Genomic DNA, 23,749 nt, shown 5'->3' with positions numbered 1-23,749 from the left:
TCGGACGCTCCCCACCCTTGCTGGCTGCCCCACAGCGGCTTGTCGAGTGCCCGGTCAGGGCGGCGCGTCACCGTCAGACCGTTGAGAGGTCTCCATGCTTCAGCTGTGACGGCGCGACGAGTTGCGGCAGTCTGGTGCGGTGAATCACGACAAGCGGAGTGCCTCGTCCAAGAGGCCGCGACTGGTCCAGCGGGCGCAGGTGGCGCCAGGGCCGCTGGGAGATCTCAAGAACCTGCTCTACCAGGTATACCTGGAGGCAGGGGCGCCGTCATTGGACCAGATCGCGGCCATGGTGGCTGCGGACAGCGACCTCCCCGGGGCGCCCAGCAGAGACACAATTCACAGGTGCATCAGTTCACCTGAGTTGCCGGCCAGCCAAGCAGATGCCGTCTCGATTGTCGTTGCCCTCGCGCGGGCGGCAGGCCTGGAAGGGGACGGTCTCGCGAGGCAACTGCGCCGACTGTCGATTCAGGCCACATTGTATCGACCGGTGGGTCAGATGATCAGCCGGACGGACCCCTTTGCGCTTGAGGTCCATCGAGCGGTCACTGTTGACAGAGCCGACGCGGCCGGAGTCTCTCCACTTCCGACTTATGTTCCTCGGAAGCATGACGAGATCCTGGCTGGCATCGTCTCGGAGGTCGTAAATGGGCGGAGCCGGCTGGTCATGCTCGTCGGTGATTCGTCGACCGGGAAGACACGCGCGTGCTGGGAGGCCATCCAAAGGTTTCCTGCTGATTGGCGCCTATGGAATCCAATTGAGCCTACCTATTCGGAAGGGCTCCTCAATGGTCTTCCTGACGTCCGTGGTAGGACTGTAGTATGGCTCAATGAGGTTCAGAGATATCTGCTGAATCCCTCGAATAGCGTGAACGAGCGGATTGCTGCTGGGCTTCGAGCTCTGCTGGATGATCCGGATCGCGGGCCCGTGCTTGTCATTGGAACGGCTTGGCCAGAGGTATGGGGTGAGCTGACTTGGCCGGGCCGTCGCGGTGAAGACGAAGGGAAGAATGCGCAGTCACGTACACTTTTGACGGGCAATGACTTGTGCGTGCCTAATTCCTTCGACGGTGCGAGCCTCGAGGCGGCGAGGTGTAGTGGCGACGGGCGGTTGGTGCTCGCGGCAGAAAGTGCGAAGGACGGCGAGATCATCCAGTATCTCGCCGGAGGTCCCGCTCTGCAGGAGCGATACAGGACAGCCCCGCCCGCTGCGCGAGCTCTGATCGAAGCCGCTATGGACGCGCGTCGTCTGGGCCACGGCCCGGCGCTTCCGATCCGACTATTGGAGACTGTGGCTGAGGGCTACCTCACTGAACTGCAGTGGGATTCGCTTGCGGATGACTGGTTTGCAAGGGCTCTTGCCTATGTGACAGAGCCTCTACGTGGAGCCTGCCGGGTTCTCACGGTAATGCGTCCTCGCCGAAGCCGGCCAATGGAAACAGAACCTCAAGTGCGCCTCTCGGATTACCTGGAGCAGCAAGGTAGGAGGGCGCGGTCGGCGGCTCGGGTGCCTGCGGCGATGTGGGATGGGCTCCTTGAACAGGCGAAACCGGCCGAGCGCCTTGGAATCGCACGGGAAGCCTATGGGCGAGGCCTTCTGCGCCTTGCTTTTCGATTCTGTGAGAGCGCCGACCGGGCCGACAAGCACCTCTCGGCGGCACTGGCGGCAGATATCCTGCATTTTGCAGGCCGGCCGGCGGAAGCGCTCCCCTGGGCCGCAAAGGCCGAGGAATCCAGGGCAGACGATTTGGTCAGTTCACTCTGGGACATGGGTGGCGCCGGGCGGATGATCCGCATTTTGCGGGATTTGGGCCGTCAGGAAGAGGCGGTCGAATGGGCCAAGCGTGAAGCCGAAGCCGGTGATTCCTTCAGCTTGGGCATGGTTGAGTTTCTGTTGGATTTGGAAGGGCGAGGCCAGGAAGCGACTGAGTGGCTGAAATCTCGTGGAGACGGGGGCGATGCGTACGCTGCGTGGCGTGTTGCCCAACGCCTCCTCAACGCAGAATTCCTTGAGGAGGCGTTCAGCTGGTTCCAGAGGGCTGCGACGATGCAGGAGCTGTCGATTCCCGTCGAGCTTTTGGAAGCTTTCCGCCACGAAGGACGATTGGACGACCTCCTTGACTGGTTGTTGACGTTGGGCGACGACCTTCCTGTCGAGACTGTAAGGCTGACAGCAGAAGTGCTCTGGGAAGCCGGAAGAGGTGACGCAGCTCTTGACTGGTTTCGTCGCGCGGGGGATCTCGGCGACGGGGATGCGGAGACAGAAGCGGCAAATCGTCTGCGTGAGGCAGGCAGGGTGGAGGAGGCCCTGGCCTGGTTGCGTGCGTCGGTAGCCGCTGAAGACGATCGCGGCTCCTCGTTCGAAGACGTCAGAGGCGGGGCACTCTGGATGGCGATCGACATTCTTTGGAAGACCGGACGGACCGACGACGCGCTCTCCTGGTTGGAACGCCGCGCTGCGGTCGGAGACCGGAGAGCGCCGTTGACCATGGGTCTGTTGCTGAGAGTGGAAGGTCGAGTCGAGGAAGCGATCCCTTGGTATCGGATCGCAGCACGTGTAGGGAACAGTGACGCGCTCGAGTGGATTGTGCACTGGTTGGAGCGAGAAGGCAGACTCCGAGAGGCGATGGACTGGGTTCGGCCCGGCGCAGAAGCGAACAACGTGAAGTCGGCTCGCAAATTGGCCGACTTGCTGGATGCGGAAGGGCGAAGCGACGAAGCCATCGAGTGGTACTGGCGTGCGTTCGAAGCAGGAGATGTCCATGCCCTGAGTCGGGTGGTCAGCGGGCTGGCTGGGCGTGGCACTCTCACGTCCGCACTGGCGGAGCTGGGGCTCCAGAGCCGGGCGGGAAGCTCTCTCGCCCTTCGCAGAGGAGCGGAGTTGCTGTGGGAGGGGCAGGGACTCGAGGCGGCCGTTTCCTGGCTGAAGTCCCTCTATGAGGCGGGTGTCACCGAAGCAGCAGTGCGTGCCGCTGAGCTTCTGGACGACTGCGGCGAGACGGGGGAAGCGCTTGTGTGGTTCCGGCACGCGGCAGACGCCGGGAACATCGGCTATCGGGAGCGTGGGGCAGGGTTCCTGCGAAGCGCGGGTCGGTTCGAGGAAGCGCTCGCTTGGTACCAGGAGGCGGCGGCGGTGGGCGAAGGACCTGTGCTCCACGATGCTGTCGAGGCATTGAGTGAGGCGGGACGAACCGTGGAAGGCGAAGCTCTCAAACGATGGGGTTGGGAACCGGACGGATCCGTTTCTGAACCGTGGAAAGCACCGCCGCCGTCTTCGCGCCGAGCCGCCGGGGTCCGAGACGGGCAAGGGGCGTGATCGCAGCTTCCGCCCCCGCGGACGCCGTCGTGTGCCAGACCGCGCGTGTGACCGCTTCGGTGCGGTGTCTCCTTTCGTCTCAACTCGTCGCTCAATCGATCCATGGGTAGCGATCGCACGCCTGTCAACCGGCGGAACTCGGTGTCAGATCGACTCTCATCGCAAGCCGTAGATCCCGGATCCTGATGGCTCATCTTCGAAGGCAGTGCCGGCCGGCCATCCAACGTTCGCTGCTACTTCGGGAGTCCTCGTGCGGATCAGAAGGTCCTTTGCACAGCGCAATCGCCACGCACTGGCCAGTGGTGCCGTCAGCGGTGCCATGGCTGGAGCCGTCCGCGCGCTCGTCGCCTGGCTGCTGACGTTCATCCCTCAGTAGGGACGGGACTCGATGCCTGGTCGGGAAGTCGGAGGTCGTGGAGACTCCCGGCCAGGCTCTCGTACGGCTGGTGCCGGACCCTGATCACCGTTCATCGGATATGGCGCGAGTGGAGATGCGGGAGGTGGATTCCGAGAGGGAGTTGTCGACCGTGGCAGGACGGTGGGCGGAGAGTCCGGCGGCACCGAGCGACGACCAGCCGGAAGGTGGCGCGGTCGGGTCGAGCAGGTGATGGCGCAGCTGGTGCGACGTTCGGAAGTGGTCGAGCGAACGCTCACGACTCCCGGCCGCCAGTTCGTCTGATCGGAGGCTTGTTCGATGAGAGATCGTGCAGGAGTCGTGGATTCGAGCGTCACCTGATGTGTGTCAGTCATTGCAGAGTGTGCTTTCGGCCAGCTTGCCTCGACGCCACTCCAACCCCGGAGCCCGCCCCCATCCTGGAAAGTTCGTCACCGACCGAGGGGAGAATGGTGAGCGTTTCACGACGCCATGCGAGCGATCCGGATGTCATCGGCCAGACCGCTGCGCTGGTCGGGTTCCTGCGCGAGGTCGTGCAGAGCAGTCATCAGCGGCTCCGGGACACGCGTTCATGGAGCCCGCTCTGGCTGGCCGACCTGCCGGCGAAGGTGCCCAGGCCGTCCGACGACGACCGACCGTTGCTGGTTCTCGATCACGTTCCGCAGGCCGTGCCTCCAGAACTCCCGCCGGAGTTGGAAGGATGGGTGGACGAACGGTCGTGTCAGGACGCTGACGCCGAGGATCCGCCGTTGGCGGAGGAAGGCCCGTCCCGGACCTGGATTCCGGGAGCGGGCGACGCCGATCGCTGGTGGGACGGCGAGGCGACCGTCGCGAGGAAGGACGCCGAGGAGGTCCTGCGGGCGTACGGACCGTGGCTCGCGCGCTGGCGCCTGTGGGCGGAACGCGAGCGGGCCGAGCGGTTGCACCGGGAGCTCTACGAGAGGATCTACCACTGGCACCAGCAACTGGTACAGCAGGACGACCAGTACGAACTCGTCCTTGCGGTAGGCCTGTTGTCGTGGGGCGAGCCCAACGGTGGTGTGATTCACCGGCATTTGCTCTCCCGACGGGTGGAGACCCAGGTGGACCGGCGGACCGCACGGATCACTGTGCGCCTCACCGGCAGCGGGGCGGTCCGTCTGGAGGACCGTGACTTCCTCGACGCGGACGACGGATGGGTGCCGGAGCGCGCCGCAGCGTTCGATGAGGAGCTCTCCACCAGGCCCCTCCATCTGTTGAGCGAGGAGGCGTTGGAGTGCCTCTCGCAGTGGCAGGACCTGGTGCTGCCCCGCCCGGTGGCGTTCAGCAGCAACTGGCGCCCGCCGGCCGGGCCGGAAGTGGGAGCCAGACTGACCTTCGCGCCAGCCCTCATGATGCGTCCCAGGGACCGCAATGCCTTTCTGAGCTTCTACGACCGCATCGCTGAGACCGTGGTGTCCGAACGGCAGGCTCCGCTCGGGCTGGCACAGTTGGTGATGTCGTTGGACTCCGAGGACCGGCAGAACTGGGGCGGTAGGCCGGCGCCCGCACTTTTCGGTGACGAGCCGCTGTTCCCCGGGAAGACCAACGCCCAGCAGCGAGCCGTCCTCCAACGACTCCAGCGCGACACCGGCGTGGTGGTGCAGGGGCCGCCGGGAACGGGCAAGACGCACACCATCGCCAATTTGGTCTCCGCGCTCCTGGCCCAGGGCCAGCGGGTCCTCGTCACCAGCGCGAGGGACCAGGCCTTGACGGTTCTCCGGGACAAGCTGCCGCCGGCCGTACGGGACTTGTGCGTCCTCCTGCTCAGCAGCACCAGTCAGGACGGAGCGAACGAGCTCGAGCGGACCGTCAACGCGTTGAGCGACCAGGTGGCGGCGGGCGACACCGATCAGCTGCGGGACGAGATCCGCCGCCTGACCCAGCGGCGGTACGAGGTCCGGAGCCGGATCAAGCTGCTGACCGAGCAGGTGGTCGCGTTGCGGGAAGCGGAGGTCTACCAGCACCCGGAGGTCGCACCGGGATACTCGGGAACGCTCGCAGCGATCGTGCAGAAGGTGCAGGACGGGGCGGTACGGTTGAACTGGATCGGCAGGCTGCCCGACCGCGTGCCTGCCACACCCCCGCTGTCGCCAGTCCAGGCGGAGGAACTGCTCGCCCTGCTGAGGGAGGGTGCCGGACGGTGGGCGGAGTCCGGGGTGTACCCGTCAGTTGAGACGCTGCCGACGCCCGGCCAGGTGGCGACGGCCCTTGCGGCGAGCCAGTTGAGTGTGAACGGGCTCTCTCCATCAGCGGTCGGGGTACGGGACTTGCTGGCCGCGCTGGAGACCTCCAGGACGGACGAGTTGGCGGAGTTGCTCGGCTCCGGTCGACGTCGGTTGCACAGACTCGGCGTTCCGTGGGAGGCCGTGTGCTGGGGGACCGGGAGTTGGGTTGCGCGTGCCCTGGAGGACCGACTCGCCCGGCGGAATCCCGATCTCTGGCAGCGCGTCACGGAGGTTGCGGGTGTTCTGTCCGACGTGACCGACAGCCTCCAGCAGGTCGGCCTGCGGACAGTCGTCCTTCCGGAAGCCCTGACGCCCGATCGTGCCCGTCGTATGGAGTCCACGATCCCGGCCCTGTTGAAGTACCTCGCCGGGGGCCGCCAGCTGCGAACGCGCTTCGCGTCGAGGGCTCAGCGGGAAGCCGACGAACTCCTCAGTACCTGTCGGGTGGACGGGAACGCGCCGACCTCCGCGGACGATCTCCGCGCTGTGCACGCGCACCTGCAGGCCCACGCGGCGCTCGCGGCCGTCGCCACCCGCTGGGAGCAGGCGGGAGCGGCTTTGGCAGAGGGGCCCTTGGAGGTGCGGCTGGCCGCGCTGCGCGAGCGGTACCGGCAGCTGGCCGAGATCGATGCCTTCGGCCAGGTTCGTGAGCAGGTCGACGAGGTCCTCGTACGCCACGGCGTCTACCTCGACCTGACCCGGCCGCAGGGGTGGCAGGACTTCGCCGAGGCCGCGTCGGCCTTGGCGGGTCGGCAGCGGGCCGAAGAGGCGTTGACACGGTTGGCCCGCTGGGAGGGTCTCCTGCGCGGTGAGGACGGCGGTGCGGCGCCGGCCGAGGCGATCGCCATGGCTCAGGCTCTGCGGGACCGCGACGTCGACCGGTACGCGAAGGAGCTCGAAGCCCTCGCGGCGGCGCAGCGGCGGGACCAGCGGAGGCGACGCTGCGCGGAGTTGCTCGACGGCCTTCGGTACGCGTCGCCCGCGCTCGTGGCCCGGCTCGAAGCCGAGGCCGACGACCCGGCATGGGACGAGCGACTCGGCCGACTCCACGAGGCCTGGGCGTGGGCCAAGGCGTGTGAGTTCATCGACGATGAACGCGCGCCGGGGCGGGAGCAACGGCTCGACGGTGAGCTGACCGAGAACGAGGCGAAGCTGGAGGAGCTCACTGGAGACCTGGCAGCCGCGCACGGCAGGCTTCACTGCCTCGTACGCATGACCTCGGAGCAGCGCTCGGCTCTACAGGCCTACCGCACGCACATGGCCTCGTTCGGCAAGGGCAAGGGAAAGAACGCGTCCCACTTCAAGGCGGCCGCCCGCAGCGCCATGGACATCGCCCAGGGCGCGGTGCCGGCCTGGGTGATGCCGATCGCACGGGTGGCGGAGATGATCCGGCCCAGGCAGGACGCGTTCGACGTGGTGATCGTGGACGAGGCCAGCCAGGCCGGTATGGACGCGCTCTTCCTCCTCTGGCTCGCGCCGCGGATCATCGTGGTCGGGGACGACAAGCAGTGCACGCCCCCGGTCACCGGGTTCGGACGCACCCAGCAGATCCAGGACCGCCTGACCGCGCACCTTCCGGAGGTGCCGGCGCACCTGCGCCAGCTGTACATGCCGCACTCCAACCTGTACCAACTGCTGTCGGCGCTCTTCCCGTCGACGATCCGCCTGCAGGAGCACTTCCGCTGCATGCCTGAGATCATCGGCTGGTCCTCGGCGACCTTCTACACACCGCCGGGCCTCATCCCGCTCCGGCAGTACGGCGGTGAACGGCTCGACCCGCTGCTGACGCACTACGTCGAGGGCGGGGTCGCCGAAGGACGCGACAGCCGGATCCGGAATCCCAAGGAGGCCGGGGCGATCGTGGACTGCCTCGCCGAGCTGGCCGCGGATCCGGCCTACGAGAACAAGACCATGGGAGTCATCGTGCTCCAGGGCACGTTCGGCCAGGTCAAGCTGTTGGAGCAGCTGATCGAGCAGCGCCTTCCCGCGCCGGTCCGGGAGCGCCACCGCATCCGAGTGGGCACACCGGCCCAGTTCCAGGGCGACGAGCGGCACGTCATCCTGCTGTCGATGGTCGTGGACCGCGTCCGGCGCATCTCGGGCGGCCTGCGCAGCGAACAGCAGGCCTACAACGTGGCGGCCAGTCGGGCCCAGGACCAGATGCGACTCTTCTACTCCGTGCCGCCGGACCAACTCAAGTCCGGTGACCTGCGGCTGAACCTGCTCAGCTACATGCAGAACCCGCCCGCGGCGCTGGCCGAGGCCGACGACATCGGACCAGTGCTGCCCGACGTCCGGCGGGCACCCTTCGACTCGCTCTTCGAGCAACAGGTCTACTTGCGACTGAAGCAGCGCGGTTACCACGTCGTGCCTCAATACCCGGCAGGCAGCAAGCGCATCGACCTCGTGGTGGTCGGCGCCCGCGGCCGCCTCGGGGTGGAGTGCGACGGCGACTACTACCACTCGACCCTCGACCAGCTCCGGCACGACCAGCAGCGCGACCGCGAACTACAGCGGGTCGGGTGGAGGTTCTGGCGCATCCGCGAGAGCGAGTTCAGGTTCGACCCGGAGGAAGCCTTGGCCGGACTGTGGCCGGAGCTCGACAGGCAGGGCATCCACCCGGCCGACTACTCCCGGCCGACCGTCCCGCCGGAGGACGCCCAGCCGTGGACGGCGCTCGAACTACCGGCCGGTGACGAGCTCCCCGATGAGGGAGCGGACGAGACCGAGCCGGAGGGATCGCGGAGCGTCGACGGCGGCGCCGGAACACCCGCAGGATCCACCCCTGACCCGCACACCGAATCGACCGGAGGAACGGCATGACCAAGTCCCAAAGTCGGCAGCACGGTCTCGCCCTGGACGAGAACACGCTGCAGGAGCTCGCCCGCGTTGTCGCGGGTGATGACGACCTGTACTACCGCCGCGGCTTCGAGATCGCCGGCTTCCTCAAGCGGGCCGGTTGGCAGGAGGTGCCCGAGTACGACGGCCAGTACCGCAGGGAGTGGGCGACCGAACTGCTGGTCGGGCGGCGTGACCAGCCCGGCGAGATCGAGAAGGTGCTGCTCAGGCTGGCAGACCCCCGCGAATACCTCGATGAGCCCGAACTGCTGGGCGAGGTCGTGGCAGCGGTCAACACCTTCCTCATCCACGAGGGTTACCGGCTGGAGAACCCCGGCGGCGCCGCCCGGCTGGTTCCGTGCGACCCGGCGCTGGCGCACCCGACGCACTACGGGTCCTCCGAGCTCAAGGTCGTGATGACGGACCTCATCGCCGACGACGCGATGGCCGAACTGCTCCAGTGGCGCTTGGACGAGGCCCGGACCTGCTACGCCAATGGGGCCCATGTCGCGGCGATCGTCATGCTCGGATCGCTGATGGAGGGCGTGCTTCTACAGACGGTCCTCGAACGGGAGCCCTCCCTCTTGGGGCGAGCCTCGGAGGACCGCGTCACACTTCACGCGCTGATCGAGGCGTGTCACCACGCGGGCTGGATCGGCGCAGACGCCAAGAGGTTCAGCCACGAACTGCGCGAGTACCGGAACTTCGTCCACCCGAAGGCCGAGGCCCGTCAGAGCCACCGGCCGGACCGCGACACGTTGGGCATCTGCTGGCAGGTGGTCAACGCCGCGCTCAACGACCTCGCGGAGACGCACCCGGACCGTGCCAGGTAGTCCTACGAGGGACCGGCCGACATCAACGACGCGATCCACAACCTGATCAGGGGAGAGATGATGGGGAAGAACGCAGAAGCCGTCCTGAGGGACCTCGTCCAGCCGTGGAACGTCGCGATCCACTCGACCGCCGGCCTGGCCGGGAGCGTCTCCGCGGTGTCCGACGCGGACGACGAGGAGCGGCGCGGGAAGAACCAGGAACTGCTGCGCCGGAAGCCGGGGCTGCACGCCGTGCCCGTGGGAGACCGCGGGCAGTCGATCGAACTCACGCCGTGGAAGTTGCTGCACACGCTCGGCAGGGCGAACGTCCTGGCCAGGCAGGGCGCCGGAAGGGGGCTGGCCGAACACTGGGCGAGCCTCAAGTACTGCCAGGCTCTGAACGGCAACCACGGGAGCTTCATGGCCCTCTCCGATGAGGGCCGCAATCCGATCCGTCACTACAAGGCCGTCCAGTCGGGTGAGTTGGGCATCGGGTTCGCCCTGGCCGTCGCTCAGGAGGTGCTCGGGCGACGGTACCCGGACCACTCGGTGTCGGTCATCGATGCCGAGATCGCCCTGCGGGCGGGGTGGACGCTGACCGGCAAGGACCACGCGACGCACCGGGCGTCCAAGCGTCCGCACTTCTTCCTGGAGGTGTGGAAGCCCGGTGCACCCTCGAAGGTCGTGCTGGTCGCCTGTAAGGGAACGCACGGGAAGCCCGCGCAGGTGCACGCTCAGCTGTCCACCGCGGCTGTGCACGTGGAGGCGGTCCACATCGGGCGGCCGGACGAGACCCCGGCCATGGTGTTCGGCACGGAGATCCCGGGCACGGACCCCATCACCCTCCACGTGCTGGAGGCAACCGGGAACGGGACGCTGCGCCTCCCCACCGGAGCCGCGGAGGACGATCTGGACAGCCCGCCGGAGGACCGCGCCGTCGTACCGGGCATCGACCTCGCGTGGGGGGCCGGTGAGAAGCCACGCGTGGTCTCCGGCTATCACGTTCGGCCCGAGGACCACGGCTGGTTCCGTCGCATCCTCGCGCACGCGGACGCCGCTGGCCTGACGGCCTTCACAGGAGGGGGTGAACCCACGGCACGATACCTGTCGAAGCGCCAGGGGAAGCGCCATTTCGAGCAGTACACGCACGCGGGCACGGGTATCGTCCAGGACATCGCGTACTCGGTGCACGGTGTCGACTTCGTGGGCACGGACCACGTCTTCCGGCTGAACGGCACGCGGGTGGAGGCGTTCTCCGGGATCGCGAAGGACCTCTTCAAAGACCTTGCGGCCGGACGGGTCGGGGAGTACCGGCAGGGAGCCCACACCCTCCGTGGGGAGTGGTCCGACGAGCAGTGGGACGCCAAGTGGAACGGGCCGGTTTCATTGAACCAGGACGGTTCGGTGCTGGCCATCCGCGTCCTGCGCTGATGCTCCGTCGACGGACGACGGGTCCAGCGGCTTCGGTGGGAGGCTCGGCCTCTCCCCGGAGCCGCTGTGCGCTGGTGAGCTCAACGACGAGGGAGTGGAAGGTACTGGATTGCCCCGGTGCGGTGGATCTGGGAATGGCTGTGGGCGTCGGGGAGGGAGGCCTTGGGCGGTTTCGGCGGAACGGACGGAGCTCGGGTGCAATCATGATGGGCGCCCAGGAGCGCTGGGTGATCGGACCGAGGTAGGAGCGGTACGTGGCGGACAGGCAGCGGACCCGTCGCAAGCCCAAGGCTGTCCTCGCGGATGCCGAGAGACTCCACGCGGCCGCTCTCGCGGTCTCTGAGGATCACCGGAGTGCCGTTGCGCAGGTGACCCGGGCCGCCGCCGCGCTGAGGGACCGGCTGGTTCGCGACGAACTGGGAACCATCCCCGTCGCCCGGCTCAGGGACGTGACCGAGGGGCGCCTCAGGGTAGGCGCTTTGGAGGCTGCGGGGTTCAGGACCGTGCAGCAGGTCGTGGATGCCCCGGCATACTCACTCCGGCTGATCCCGGGGATCGGCGCGCAGACGGCTGCCCAGACCGTCGCCGCAGCTCGCCGGATCGCCGAGGCGGCCGAGCTGACAGTGGGTGTCCGGCTCGACGTCGACCACCAGGACGCGATGAGCACTGCGCTGGTGATCGCGCTCCAGCGGCTGGTCGTCGCCGGGCCCGAGGCGGCTCGTGCCAGTGAGATCGCGCAGCGCGTGGTCGATGAGGTCGCCGGCCTCATTGCCACCGCTCGACCGGCACGAGGAGTCATCCGCAGCCTGATGGCCGGACGGCAGCGCAAGCAGGAGGCCCTCGCGGCCGTTGAGCGGCTCACGGGCCTGCTCGCGGAGGTCGAGGTGAAGGCGATACCGATGCTCTTCGCCCAGGCTTCGGCGGACCTCCTGCGGTTGCCGTCCTCGGACGTGGAGGCGTGGACGGACTTCGAGCACCGGTCGGCCGAGTTCTACGGCGTTCTCGGCGAGATCGCGGGACTCGCTCCCGATGAAGTCAGCGCCTCTGAGGGCTTCCTGCCCGAGGAACTGTCCGACGGTGTCCGGGCCGAGCCGTTGGACGAAACGCAGTCCAAGGTCTCGCTCCGTGGCTACCAGGCATTCGGAGCCCGATTCGCCCTCAGGCAGAAGCGGGTGATCATCGGCGACGAGATGGGCCTGGGGAAGACCGTTCAGGCGATCGCCGCGATGGCGCACCTCCGGGCGCGGGGGAGCACACACTTCCTCGTCGTCTGTCCGGCGAGCGTCCTCATCAACTGGACCCGGGAGATCGAGGCTCGAAGTACCCTGCGCGCCCATCGGTGTCACGGCCAGGACAGGGAGCCGGCACGTGCCGAGTGGCTCCGTGACGGTGGCGTCGCGGTGGTGACGTTCGACGGCCTCCGCCAGCTGGAAGTCGCTCCGGAGCAGGCCGTGGGAATGGTCGTGGTCGACGAGGCCCACTACGTCAAGAACCACACAGCGCAGCGCTCCCGGGCAGTAGCCGCATGGACCGACCGCGTGGAGAGGGTGCTCTTCCTCACCGGTACGCCGATGGAGAACCGGGTCGAGGAGTTCCGCAACCTGGTGCACTACCTCCAACCCGACCTGCTGCCTAGGATCCACAACGACTCGGTGGCCGCCGGGCCGAAGGCGTTCCGGAAGGCGATTGCTCCGGCCTACCTCCGCCGGAATCAGCAGGACGTCCTCACCGAGCTCCCCGATGTCGTCCACGTCGACGAGTGGGAGGAGTTCACGCCGGGCGACTTCGCGGCGTATCGGGCGGCCGTCGCCGCAGGCAACTTCATGGCCATGCGCCGGGCCGCGTACGCGAATCCTGAGAAGTCGGCGAAACTGCAGCGACTCCTGGAACTCATCGAGGAGGCTGCCGGAAACGGGCGGAAGGTCGTTGTCTTCTCCTACTTCCGCGACGTGTTGGCGGTTGTCCAAGAAGCACTGAGCCAAAGGGCGTTCGGTCCGATCGACGGCAGCCTTCCGGCAGTGCGGCGCCAGGACGTGGTGGACCAGTTCGCGGCGGTTCCGGGCCACGCGGTGCTGCTGAGCCAGATCCAGGCCGGAGGTGTGGGGCTGAACATCCAGGCGGCGTCGGTCGTCATCCTGTGTGAGCCGCAGGTGAAGCCCACCATGGAGAGTCAGGCCGTGGGTCGGTCGCAACGCATGGGACAGGTCCGGCGGGTCCAGGTGCACCGGTTGCTCGTCGCCGACAGCGTCGACCAGCGGATGCTGGAGATCCTGCGGGCGAAGGACCGGCTCTTCGACGAGTACGCGCGCCGGAGCGAGGTGGCGGAGTCGACGCCGGAGGCCGTGGATGTTTCGGAGCAGTCACTGGCGGTTCGGATCGTGGAGGAGGAACAGCTCCGGCTGGCTGCCCTGCCGCGTGACTGAGCCCGGCGTCCAATCCGCGTCCGTCACGGGGTCGGGAGCAGACGTGGCTCCGGTGGCCCGTGCGGAGGTCGGTGCCGACGGACGGCGCACCACCGACGCCCGAGCCGACCGCCGGTCAAGGCAGCGAGGCGAGCCCTCCACGACACCAGCCTTACCGGAGATCCCAGGTGAATGGCAACGAGCCGAGCACTGTGGGGGAGACCTCCGAACCCAATGCTCACTAGCGACCGGGCGAGAGATGTGACGGCTCGTTCATCTCACGCAGAACGTCCCGGGCCTCCTCCCCGCGCCCGAGCAGAAAGAGCATCCGCGTCCAGGTCGCCGTTGCGTTGCGGAGTTCATCGCGGAACCGTTCCGACCCGGTCGTAAGCCATCGGTAGATGGCCACGGCCTCATCGATCAGGGCCAGCATCTCGGGGAGGTCGCGAGACTGGGCCATGTGGACCCAGGCGACCGTCCAGAGTAGGTGCGCCAAATCGTGAGCCTCGTCCGTGTCGCCCGTCGTCGCCAGATGCCGGCGAATGGAGGTGGCCCGTTCCCAGACCCGCAGCGCCTCGTGATGGCGTCCGACCGTGAACAGCCGTGTGCCGGCCACCGTCAGTGCGAGGGCCAGCGCGACCTCGTGGACACCTAGACTCCGGGCGGCCAGTGTGTCCAACAGCCCGACTGCAGAGGCGGTCGCGGCGAGCGCGTCGTTCTGCAGGCCCAGGGAGAAGCTCGCGGGGGCCAGGCTGAGGAGGGCCACCGAGAGATCGTGCTCGTAGGCAACCGGGTTCACCTCGGCCAGCTCGCGCCGGATCCGGACCGCCTCCGACGCCTCCTCCAGGGCGGAGCCGAAGTGGCCGATCTCCAGCCTGCGGGCACTCACGTTGACCAGCGAAGCGGCGAGTCCGGCCTCGTGCAGGCCCGGGCTCGCGGCGACCAGCTTCCGCCGGATCGCCGGCGCCTGCCGGGCGGCGTTCACTGCCTCTGACCCGTCGACCGGCCCTGGCCAGGCAGACTCGAAGTTCGACAGCGCTGCGGCCAAGCTCGGGTCGTCCCCGGCAGGTTGGTCGCCCATCAACTGGAAGCGGATTGAGATGGCTTCCTCGATAGCAAACAGGGCCTCCTTCCAACGGCCGGACTGCGCCAGATCGGCCGATTGGTTGGAGAGCGCGGTCGCGAGCCCGTCTCGCTACTCCGTCGGTCCTGTGCCCACGAGATTCCGAAAGGCCCGGACAGCTTGGCCCGTTGCCGTGAGGGCCTCATCCAGACGGCCGTCCTTGGCCAGGTAGACGCCGACGTCGGAGAGGGACCAGGCGAAATGCGGGCCATGAGCGGAAGGGTTCTGCTCGCCAAGCTTCCGGCGGATCTCCATGAACCGCAGACCTGTCTCCGACTCCTGTGGATGGAGGCCGGCGTAGGACTGGCGCTGGGCCAGTGCTTCGAGCAGCCGTGCCCGCTCCTGCTGGGCCGTGGTGCCGGGGAGATCGCATGTCGGTGAGGCACTGGACGAGGGAGAGTACACCCGCGTTGAGTTCGGGGTGGCTGCCTGCGGGCAGTCGCTGTTCCACAGCGGACAGGGTCGCCTCGTCCAGTTGCCGGATGTCGCTGAGGGCAGCCAATGTGACGCCGCCGCCGGCCGGGGCCAGCTCGGGTCGTGCACCGAGCAGTGGAGCCAGCTGCCGGGCGGCGACGTGCGGCCAGCGGGCTGCGGCCGCGACGAGGACGGTCATGGCTGTGCCTTGCCACTCGGAGGGTTGTGACAGCAAACCGGAGAGGGCCTCTCCGGTCCAGGGATCAGGGGTGAACGAGGCGACCTTGTGGCCGGCTGTCATCAGCGCCAGAAAGTCCTCGGCGAGCCGGTCCGGATAGAGCGGCTCCAGCACGGTCTCCGGCGTGGCCGCCGGGTAGGCGACTGCATGGTTCTTGAGGAGTTGGTCGGTGTGCTCTGTGGTGCCGATGCCGATCCGGTCGACGGCGTCGAGCCCGGCGCGGTGGTCGAGCGGATTGGTCAGCATCGCGGTGTAGACAGCCTGTGCGAAGCTGTCGGCAGTGATGCGCACCCGGCCGTTGTCATGTAAGGCCTGCCGGTGCGTGCGCTCGCGGTTGAGGAGGTATGCGGAATCGATGTCCCTGGCGGACTGACCTGCGCGAGCATCCGAGCTGCCTGGTGGAGGGGGAGGTCGCCGAGGCTGCCAGGGGGCTTCTGATGGGGGATGACGTCCGGTCGGATTCAGCAGCTGGCCCGTCAATCTTTGCAAAGCGCCGCCACACCAGGGGCATCGGTTGCACAATGGGTCCGTTCCGAACTAGCCGCCCGTTTAGAGCGTTTGGTGCTCATCGGGCGTATAGGTACCACCAAGAACGGACTGTAATGAGCATGTTGAACGGCAGTGTGATGCCGACCGGTGTGGCGCCGCTCCTCCGACTCGTCATCGTGCGTTCCGGGAGAATCGCCGCGACGGACCTGATGGCGGTACTTCGCAATCGCTACCAGCGAGTATCTTCCCAGCGACGGGCCGGACTTCTGCGTTGTCCCTTGTCTGCGAGACCGGCGTACGAACGGGCTGGGCTGTTCTTCCGGGTTCTTCTCGAGAACTGCGTCCGAGAACGGCGGCAGGCGCGTGCGACAGGCCCTCGAACGGGCCTTGCGTGAATCCGTGAGTCCAGCGAGGGCTTCGGCGTCCTGGTCGGGTGCAACGGTACGCGGGTCGACATTCCCGCCCGTGACGATTCCTGTGGGCGGGAGGGTCAGGGCCCGCCTTTTGGGGGCCGCATGAGCTCACCCGTTCTGTGGCCAATTGGGGTGGCGATGGAAGGTGTTGTGTGACCGTATCGGACGTCATTGCCCACCGCGTGTGGCAGCCCTACGATGATGCTCCGCTGATCACCCGGGAGATGATCTCCGGGCTGGACTCGTGTGATCCTCTGGCGCGGAAGCGGCTGCTGGCCTACCTTGAAGCGGTCGTCTTTCAGCGTGCCATACCCGTTCACACCGCTGTGGCATTCAATGCGGTCTACTTCGGGTACGACTTGTCTGCAGGCGGCTACGTCGGTGGCCCCTTGGACATCGGAGACTTCCCCTCGGTTGCTCTCGGTGAACGGGTGGAGGCGCTGCCCGTTGGTGCGATGATCAATATCCGGACGGGTGGGGACCTGCTGCCGGCGGAGATTGTTTACAAGGAGGGGGCGCACCCCGAGCTCGGTCCCTACGGCGAGGTACCGGCGTGGCTCTCCGGTGCCCCGGCGGGAACGCGTGGACCGGGGATGCTGGACCCCGACGAAGCTCCGATCCTGCGTGAGCGGCTGGTGTTTGACACCACGGCGTTCGGTCAGGACCTGGCGCCGACCGTGAATCGGCTTCAGCGGCTGCGCCGTCAAGGTCGGACCGATGAGTTCGAGCACCTGGTGGTCGAGTCCCGGTACGCGCTGGTGGACGCCGACCTGAGTGATGCCGAGTACTACGCGCGCTACCTCGTCACCCGTGGCCGGGCTCAGCTCACGAGCGCGCTGGCGCCGTCGCCGCTCCCGTCGCTGATTGCGCCCGGCAGCGGCGATGACGGGCTTCTGGAAGCGATCAGGGGACTGATGGCCACGGTGCGGCAGGGCTTGGCCTCGCTGGACACGGCGCGCGTATGGGGGGAGTACGCGTTCACTCGCGAATCGATGGCACAGCGGCTCTTGGACCCTTTCCCACCGAATCGTGATGATCTTCTCCGGCTGGCCGAGTCGGCCTCGAACCAGGCTGTCCCCCGGGGAGCGCGCCGTGTCGGCGTGGGGCCGCCGAAGCCGGTGTACACGGCGGTGGGGCCTGTGCTGCGCAGCCGTGCGTCGTGGCAGGACCGAATTCGGGGTACCGACTACCCGATGGCCGTCTGCCATGCCAATTCGGTCCTGTCCGACTATGCGCGGCGCGAAGGCGACGAGACGACCGGGCTGTTGGCCTCGGGGGTGCGACTGAGTCTGGATGACCGCTGGCAGGGAGGTGGTGTCTGGCGCGCGGTCTATGTGGGGGACGCTGTGCGCGCGGCGCTGCCGGAGGGTTCGGTGGACGCCCCTGTCGGTCGAGGCTGGGCCGAGTCGTTCCCGCCGCAAGCAGTCGTTCCGGAACCCTCACTGCCACAGGATCACCGCTTGGTGGACACCGAGGACCTGGCGGCGCAGAGGGACGTCGAGGATTTGGCTCCGGAGCCTTGGCCCGATGACAGCGATCTGGGTGCTTCAGTTCTTCTCTCGGCGGATGACAGCCAGGTTGAGTGGGCCCAACCGCTCCGGCTGGGTCACGTGTTGGAGCAGTATCTGCCGCTACCCCGGGAGGTCGCGGCGGAATTCCGCACAAGTGGAGCCGCGGCCGGTTCGGTCCGTGTGGTGCTCCATCACGCCGGGCAGGAGCTGCCAGCAGATCGAGCCTGCCACGACACGAGCATGACGGAAAGCGAGGGGGGCGTCCGGCTTGACGGCCTCGCCTGGCCACCGGACCTCTTCCCCGGGATCTGGCTTTCCTTCACCTGGCTCCGAGGCAGCAGGGTGGTGAACGCCCGAACGACTCTGCTGCCGCATCCGGTGACCGTCGACGGCGATCTCATCAGGCACCGTTATGATCCGATGGTTTTCACCCGGGACTGGGCTTATGCGCAGCCGGTCTCAGCCCAATCCCCGAATGATTCATTCGAAGAGCGTCTACTGATGACGGCGGTCCGACGGCTCGGTCTGCTTGACCAGTTCGGGCGAGCCATGCTGGCTCGGAACGATGTTCCCGCAGCTGTGGACGCGGTCATGGACGGCAGCGAACTGGCTGCCGACCGTGTTGAGGCTGTACTCGTCGGTCTGCTCGCAGCTGAGTGTCTGACCGTTGCGCGCGGTAGCCGGGGTAGCGACGGGAGGACGTACCATCCACCTCGAATGGGTCAGCCCCTCGAAGAACTCGTCTGCTACACACCGCGGTGCGTGAAGACAAGGGGCGGGGCATCGATCGACGATCGCGGCCAGGACACATCTGCCGCGGCGGATCAGCAGGTCCATGAGCACGACGTGGCCGGATTCCTCCGTCGTATCGGGCATCTCGGTCATCAGGCCACCGACGAGCAACGCGCGCTCTATCACGCGGACCATCGGCGGTTCCGGCTGACCGGTCCGGCTCAACTGCCACCTGGATTCACCTATGTGCGCCCGCACAAGCGAGGCCGCTGACCAGGGAGCCATTGCTCTCTTGCCTCCGCACCATCACCTGCCCCAGGAGGAGCCTGCATGACCTTGCCCCGTCAACTCCGTACTGCCAGCGGTCTGGAGGATGGCCCGCCGTTTCCCGTCGATCCCGGATCTCCGAATTCAGGGAATGTGTCCGGGGAGCTGCTCGAAGCCCTTGAGGCTCTGTCGACCGCACTGACAGACGTATGGGAGGGGGATCCCAAGCCATTGGCGGTCGCCCTCGCGAGGCTCACCGAGGCGGACGTTGAGCACGCTCTCAACTCCACGCCGGTACAGTGGCGTCGCAATCTGCTGAGCACACTCCGCATTCCAGTCGACGGAGCCAGAGTCAACCGGGCTTTGTGCCGCGATGTGCTGACACGCCTGCAGCGGAATCCGGAGACGTCGCGAGCGCGTCAGGCCGCCTGTCATCTGACCTATCCAGTCGTTCACGACCTGGCACTGGCGGGCTTTCGTTACACCGGGGGTGTTCCGGAGGACACCTCACGGCCCCTCACACACCGGTGGAGTCCCGCACTGCTGCGGTTGACTACCTGGACTCGGCTCGAGGTGAGTATCGACGATGCCCATCTGTGGTCGTGGGCCATGCTGCAGCCATGGATGGTCGACATGGGGATCCCGGTCAAAGTCGCCCTGGCGGCTGCCCAGCGGGTGGTGGAGTTGGCTCCGGACACGACACGGATGGACCGGGACGGGGATCAGGAGGAGCCGCTGAACACGTCCGCTCTCAAATCGACGGACGAGGCCGGCTCCGCTGATGAGGTCGAGTCGGGAGTCGACGGTGCCGCCCTGCCCGACGTCGAAGAGCTGAACAGCTCTTTGCGGCAGGTGGCCGACAAACTACAGGCGGCCGTCGAGCCCGCCCGGCGAACGGCTGAGGCCATAGCCCAGCAGACCCGCCCGACGGACAGGGACTTGGCGGCCTTGCTCGAAGTGGCCGCAGCCTTCGACGCCGCAGTTCTTGCCCTTGCCGCCCATGGCGTGGTGCCGACTGCGTCGGACCTGGTGAGCTGCACACGGGCGACCGACGTCGTGGTGGGGCGTCTGACCTCAGCGCCCCTCCGTGAACGACTCGGTGAGGTGGCGCGGCTGAGGTGTCGGCCGGGTGATGCCGCGCTCGCCCAGGATCTGGAGACCGCGCAGGAGAGGGCTCGCGTCATCGCCGGGACCGCCGACTGGAGTCTCGCTCACCAGGAGGACGCCGAGGCTATCAACGCGTTGCTGACCATGGTTGAGCTCCACGCAGCCGACCACCACCCCGCCGAGATCCTCGCGTTGCTTCCAACTGCGGCGAAGAGCCGGTGGCTCGCCTATCCGGCCGGACGCTACACGGAGCTGGTGCTGCAGCCCGGCAGCGAGGGCGAGGCGGAGACCGCCCAGCGGGCGCCTGTGTTGTCGGAGCCTGAACTCGAAACCCCCGTGCCCAAGCTGGAGAGTGCCGCGGCCGCGCCCGCTCAGCGCGAACGCGACTTCACGGCGTCGGCCGGCCAAGGCGGGCACGGCGGCAGTGATGTGACCATGGCTGGTGAAGCAACGGTGAGCGCGGCCGCTGCCGAGCCGCAGTCGACGGAGCAGCTTCCCGAGCTGATCGACCAGGCTCTGTCGGTGGCGGCCGACGCACCGATCCTTCGTCCGGCGGAGCCCGAGCCGGTAGCGGAAACTGTCAATGCCATTGGTACCGCCCATTCCGCCCGCCACCAGTCGATTTCCGCCGACAGTTCCGCCGAGGGCCCGACCCCGGAATCCCGTAGGTGTCTCGCTGGCCTCGTCTCGGCACAGCGCTACGGCCTCGCCGCGTCACTGGCCGCCGGCCTCGGTGAACCGTCGCAGCGGATCGCCGCGCTTCAGCTGGCAGCCTGTGCGGAGGCAGCGCGGTCGGCGAGCAGCGAGAGTGTCTCGCGTATTCGCACGCTGCTCGCAGGTCCGGACCTCGATGATCTGACTGTGAGTCGGGCGGACGCCGCTCTCGCCACCGCAGCGCTTCTGCGCGCCGTGCTCGTCACCGGCGACTCCGAGACCGGTGCGTCGCTCGGCAGAGTCGCGACGGGGCTTCCACCTGGCCTTGTCCAGGTGGCGGACGAGGTGGCCCAACGCGCGCTGAAATCCTTGCTGGTGCATTCTCCGCCGCTTGCTCTGGCCCGTGACTCGGCTGAGCTCGAGCGCGCGCTGGAGGACGCAAGGGAGGACTGCCGGCAGGGGCTCGACCAGGTGCCGAGCATCCGCTTTCCACGGGGAAACAAGATTGTCCGGCACTGGTGGGACCCCGAGAAGGGTCTGGTCGGGTCGCTTCTGCGGCATGCGGTCGACGACAACCGAACTGGACTCGAGGCGCTTTCGCGAACTGTGCGCGAGCTCCGCGACTCGGCGGTCATCCAGTCCAGGCTGGACAGGATGGATCGCGAGCTCATGTCACCGGGTGCCCGTACCCGCTTGGAGGGACCAGCCCGGCAGGATCTGCTGCGTCACACGGCAGACCGGTTGGCCTTGGTCGACAGGTGGTGCCGCCTGGCTCGAGAGCTTGGCGCCCGAGACTCGGACTGGAGCGCCGACCAGGTCCAGGAGATGCGATCCGTAGTGCTCGGTCTCCGCGAAGACGTTCTCCGCGAGGTACGCGAGCAGGCGGCCGTCGCGGACGTCGTCGCCGCTGCCACCCTGGAAGCGACCGTGACGTCGCTCGCCCGGACCTTCGACCTGCTGTCGGGTGTGGCGCGGCTCGACGACATTGAGCTCCCGGCGGAGCTCGCTCTGCACGCCGAACTGCTCAAGGTTCCCGGAGCAGTTGTGGATGCTGCCACGGGTAGCGTGCGGTACCCCGAGGTGCCGTCCGTGGAACTGGCGCAGGCGGCAGAGCGCTCTTGGGAGGAGGCGGTCCGGTCCCAGGCGGCGCACGAACACTTCGCCACGGCGCATCAGCTCCTCGATCTGTGGACGAAGCGGCAGCTTCCGGGCCTCGGGGAGCAGCCTTCGCCGTCGGAGCGGCTGCGCACAGTCGTACTGGAGAGCGGCAAGCAGGTCGCGCAGGAACTGCGCGAAACCCGCCAGCGCCTGGAGGAGAGCCTGCGGCGGGCCCGCGTGGACGGTGCCCTCACCGAGGAGCGGGAGCGCGCGTTCGAACGCCGTATCCAGGACGCCGTGCCCGAACCGGACTGCGACCTCGCCGGCGTCCGACGTGAACTCGAGGCACTCTCGGGGGAGCTCAATCGGGCGCATGTGAGTCATTCGGCTGCGCTGCGTACTCGGCTGCTGGAGATCGATGGACTTCACGCGGACGACCAGGAGCGCGTGGAACAGCTGATCGACACTGGTGATCTGCTCACAGCCGATGAACTCATCTCCAATCTGGTGAACGGGGAGAGCATTCCCGAGACCCGCTCGAAGGACCGGAGCCTGGCGGCCTTCTTCCCACAGGTGCCGACCGAGTTGGCCGGGACGGGCATCTCCCGGGAGCTGATCGATGCTGTGCGCCAGCAGAGGCGTTTTCTTGGGCTGGAGGCGCTCGACTACTCCGCCCTGTCGCCTGAGATTGCGGAGCAGAGCGCACAGGCCTTGGCCGGCTGGGCGGACCTGGCGAGCCGGAAGGGCAGCGCGCGAACCCAGGGTGTCCGCGAGAGTGAACTGTTGATGCCAGCCCTTCGGCTGATCGGCTACAGCAGCAAAAAGGGCCCGCAGCGAGTCGACCAGCCGCGCTCCGGCAGCTACCGCTTCCTTGACATTCCGTCCGTGGACTACATCGGCTCGGCCTTGGTGCCGGCGTTCGGGTCGGGCCTGCGTGGGAGCCTCCGGGTGATGCTGGTCTGGGATCGGCCCTCGGCCGAGACGCTGACGTCCTGGATCCAGCAGGACCCCAATGACGACAGCCTGGTCGTTGCCTATTTCGGCACCCTCTCGGTACGCGATCGCAGCGTCCTTGCGGCGCAGAGTGCTCGCGGACGGCGGGCAACAGTCGTTCTGGACGACGCCGCACTCGCTCATTTGGCGGCCTGCGGCAATCAGCGTCTGGACTCCGCGATGCGTGTCCTGCTGCCGTTCTCCGCGGTCAATCCGTACGTCATGGGTAAACGTGCTCCGGTCTCCGAGGAGATGTTCTTCGGCCGTGACAAGGAGCTGAGCTCGGTTCAACGGGCCACCGGTGACCAGGTGGTTTTCGGTGGGCGGGGGCTGGGCAAGTCGGCGCTGCTGAAGCAGGCCGGGCGGAAGTACGAGGCGCAGGTCCCGGACTCGCGGTTCAGCCTGTTGCTCTCGCTCGACTCGACGTTCACCGGCACCAACGCTCCCTCGGCCACGGTCTGGGACCGGATCGGCCGACGGCTCATCGAGCGGGGTGCGCTCGTCCTGCCGCGAAAGGTCAAGGCCGACGGTGTACTGGCCTACCAGCACGTGCTGGACGGCATGAAGGCATGGCTCAACGAGGACACCAAACGAGGATTGCTGATCATGCTCGACGAAGCCGACGGCTTCTTCGAGTCCGACTCCCCGCAGTTCACCGAGACCCGCAGGCTGCGTGACCTCGGAGCGGAGACGGAGGACAGGGTCAAGGTCGTGTTCGCGGGCCTCCACTCGGTACAGCGATATGCGAAGATCGCGGTTAACAGCCCGTTCAGCCACCTCGCGCAGCGACCCACGGTGATCGGGCCGCTCAGGCCTCAGGACGCGGCAAAGCTGCTCATCGAGCCGCTTGCCGTGCTGGGATACGAGTTCCAGGAACCCGCCCTGGTGCACCGCATTCTGGGGCACTGCTCGTACCAGCCGTTCCTGCTCCAGATGTTCGGCCATCGGCTGGTGCAGACCATGCATGTCAAGCGAACCAGCGTGGCGTCAGGTCCGCCCTATACCATCACGCGAGCCGACGTGGAGGAGGTCCAGTCGGACCGGGATCTCAGGGCGAGCATCACCGAGGCGTTCCATGACACGCTGCGACTGGACTCCCGCTACAACGTGATTGCGAATGTGGTGGCCCACCATGCACATCACTTCGGGTTGGATGCCAAGCTGAGCCAGCTCCAATTGCGGGAGGCGTGCACGTACTGGTGGCCGGAGGGTTTTGAGAAGGCATCCGCAATCCGCTTGCAGCGTATGACTTTTCGCTGCTCAGGCATGGT

9 protein-coding genes are annotated in these 23,749 nt (G+C 67.3%); 7 read left to right on the top strand and 2 right to left on the bottom strand.

Translation table 11 applies throughout. The features are described 5' to 3' along the window. The first annotated feature begins 1,450 nt into the window (after positions 1–1,450). The 5 genes from ACFP3U_RS31885 to ACFP3U_RS31865 all read left to right on the top strand — a co-directional run bounded on the left by ACFP3U_RS31885 (position 1,451) and on the right by ACFP3U_RS31865 (position 13,460). Positions 1,451–3,316 carry a tetratricopeptide repeat protein gene (locus ACFP3U_RS31885; protein ID WP_380229230.1) on the top strand — a complete coding sequence of 622 codons (1,866 nt, stop codon included), beginning with the start codon at positions 1,451–1,453 and terminating at the stop codon, positions 3,314–3,316. An 843-nt stretch (positions 3,317–4,159) separates the two neighbouring features. Then, positions 4,160–8,779 (top strand): AAA domain-containing protein, encoded by a 4,620-nt coding sequence (locus tag ACFP3U_RS31880; RefSeq protein WP_380229228.1) that lies wholly within the window; start codon positions 4,160–4,162, stop codon positions 8,777–8,779. Beyond that, entirely contained in the window at positions 8,776–9,627 is an 852-nt protein-coding gene (locus ACFP3U_RS31875) for a hypothetical protein (protein WP_380229227.1), read from the top strand. The genes ACFP3U_RS31880 and ACFP3U_RS31875 overlap by 4 nt, the downstream gene beginning before the upstream one ends. Positions 9,628–9,687: 60 nt before the next feature. After that, the gene (locus ACFP3U_RS31870; protein WP_380229226.1) at positions 9,688–11,037 is read left to right on the top strand and encodes a hypothetical protein; all 1,350 of its coding nucleotides are present in this window, start codon (positions 9,688–9,690) and stop codon (positions 11,035–11,037) included. Between the two features lie 254 nt (positions 11,038–11,291). After that, positions 11,292–13,460 carry a DEAD/DEAH box helicase gene (locus ACFP3U_RS31865; protein WP_380229225.1) on the top strand — a complete coding sequence of 723 codons (2,169 nt, stop codon included), beginning with the start codon at positions 11,292–11,294 and terminating at the stop codon, positions 13,458–13,460. Positions 13,461–13,680: 220 nt separating this feature from the next. On the opposite strand, the gene ACFP3U_RS31860 is transcribed toward ACFP3U_RS31865, so the two are convergent. Continuing rightward, positions 13,681–14,487, bottom strand: coding sequence for a hypothetical protein (locus tag ACFP3U_RS31860; protein ID WP_380229224.1), 807 nt, complete (start codon positions 14,485–14,487; stop codon positions 13,681–13,683). A 217-nt stretch (positions 14,488–14,704) separates the two neighbouring features. Beyond that, positions 14,705–15,505: a hypothetical protein gene (locus ACFP3U_RS31855; RefSeq protein ID WP_380229223.1), complete on the bottom strand. Its 801-nt coding sequence runs from the start codon at positions 15,503–15,505 to the stop codon at positions 14,705–14,707. 763 nt (positions 15,506–16,268) lie between these two features. On the opposite strand from ACFP3U_RS31855, the gene ACFP3U_RS31850 reads away from it, so the two are divergent. After that, complete coding sequence (locus ACFP3U_RS31850; RefSeq protein ID WP_380229222.1) at positions 16,269–18,632, top strand: hypothetical protein; 2,364 nt, start codon at positions 16,269–16,271, stop codon at positions 18,630–18,632. 567 nt (positions 18,633–19,199) lie between these two features. After that, positions 19,200–23,749, top strand: a 4,550-nt coding sequence (locus tag ACFP3U_RS31845) for a hypothetical protein (protein ID WP_380229220.1), incomplete at its 3' end; no start/stop codon positions are given.

Source organism: Kitasatospora misakiensis, from assembly GCF_042656005.1.
Lineage (GTDB): Bacteria > Actinomycetota > Actinomycetes > Streptomycetales > Streptomycetaceae > Kitasatospora > Kitasatospora misakiensis.
Note: the sequence above shows the minus strand (reverse complement) of the source record. Positions and strands in the feature narration are given on the sequence as shown.

What these genes read in the sequence shown, in the direction of transcription:
- ACFP3U_RS31870 (WP_380229226.1), top strand. Translation starts at nt 9,688, where the DNA reads ATGGGGAAGAACGCAGAAGCCGTCCTGAGGGACCTCGTCCAGCCGTGG.
- ACFP3U_RS31880 (WP_380229228.1), top strand. Translation starts at nt 4,160, where the DNA reads ATGGTGAGCGTTTCACGACGCCATGCGAGCGATCCGGATGTCATCGGC.
- ACFP3U_RS31875 (WP_380229227.1), top strand. Translation starts at nt 8,776, where the DNA reads ATGACCAAGTCCCAAAGTCGGCAGCACGGTCTCGCCCTGGACGAGAAC.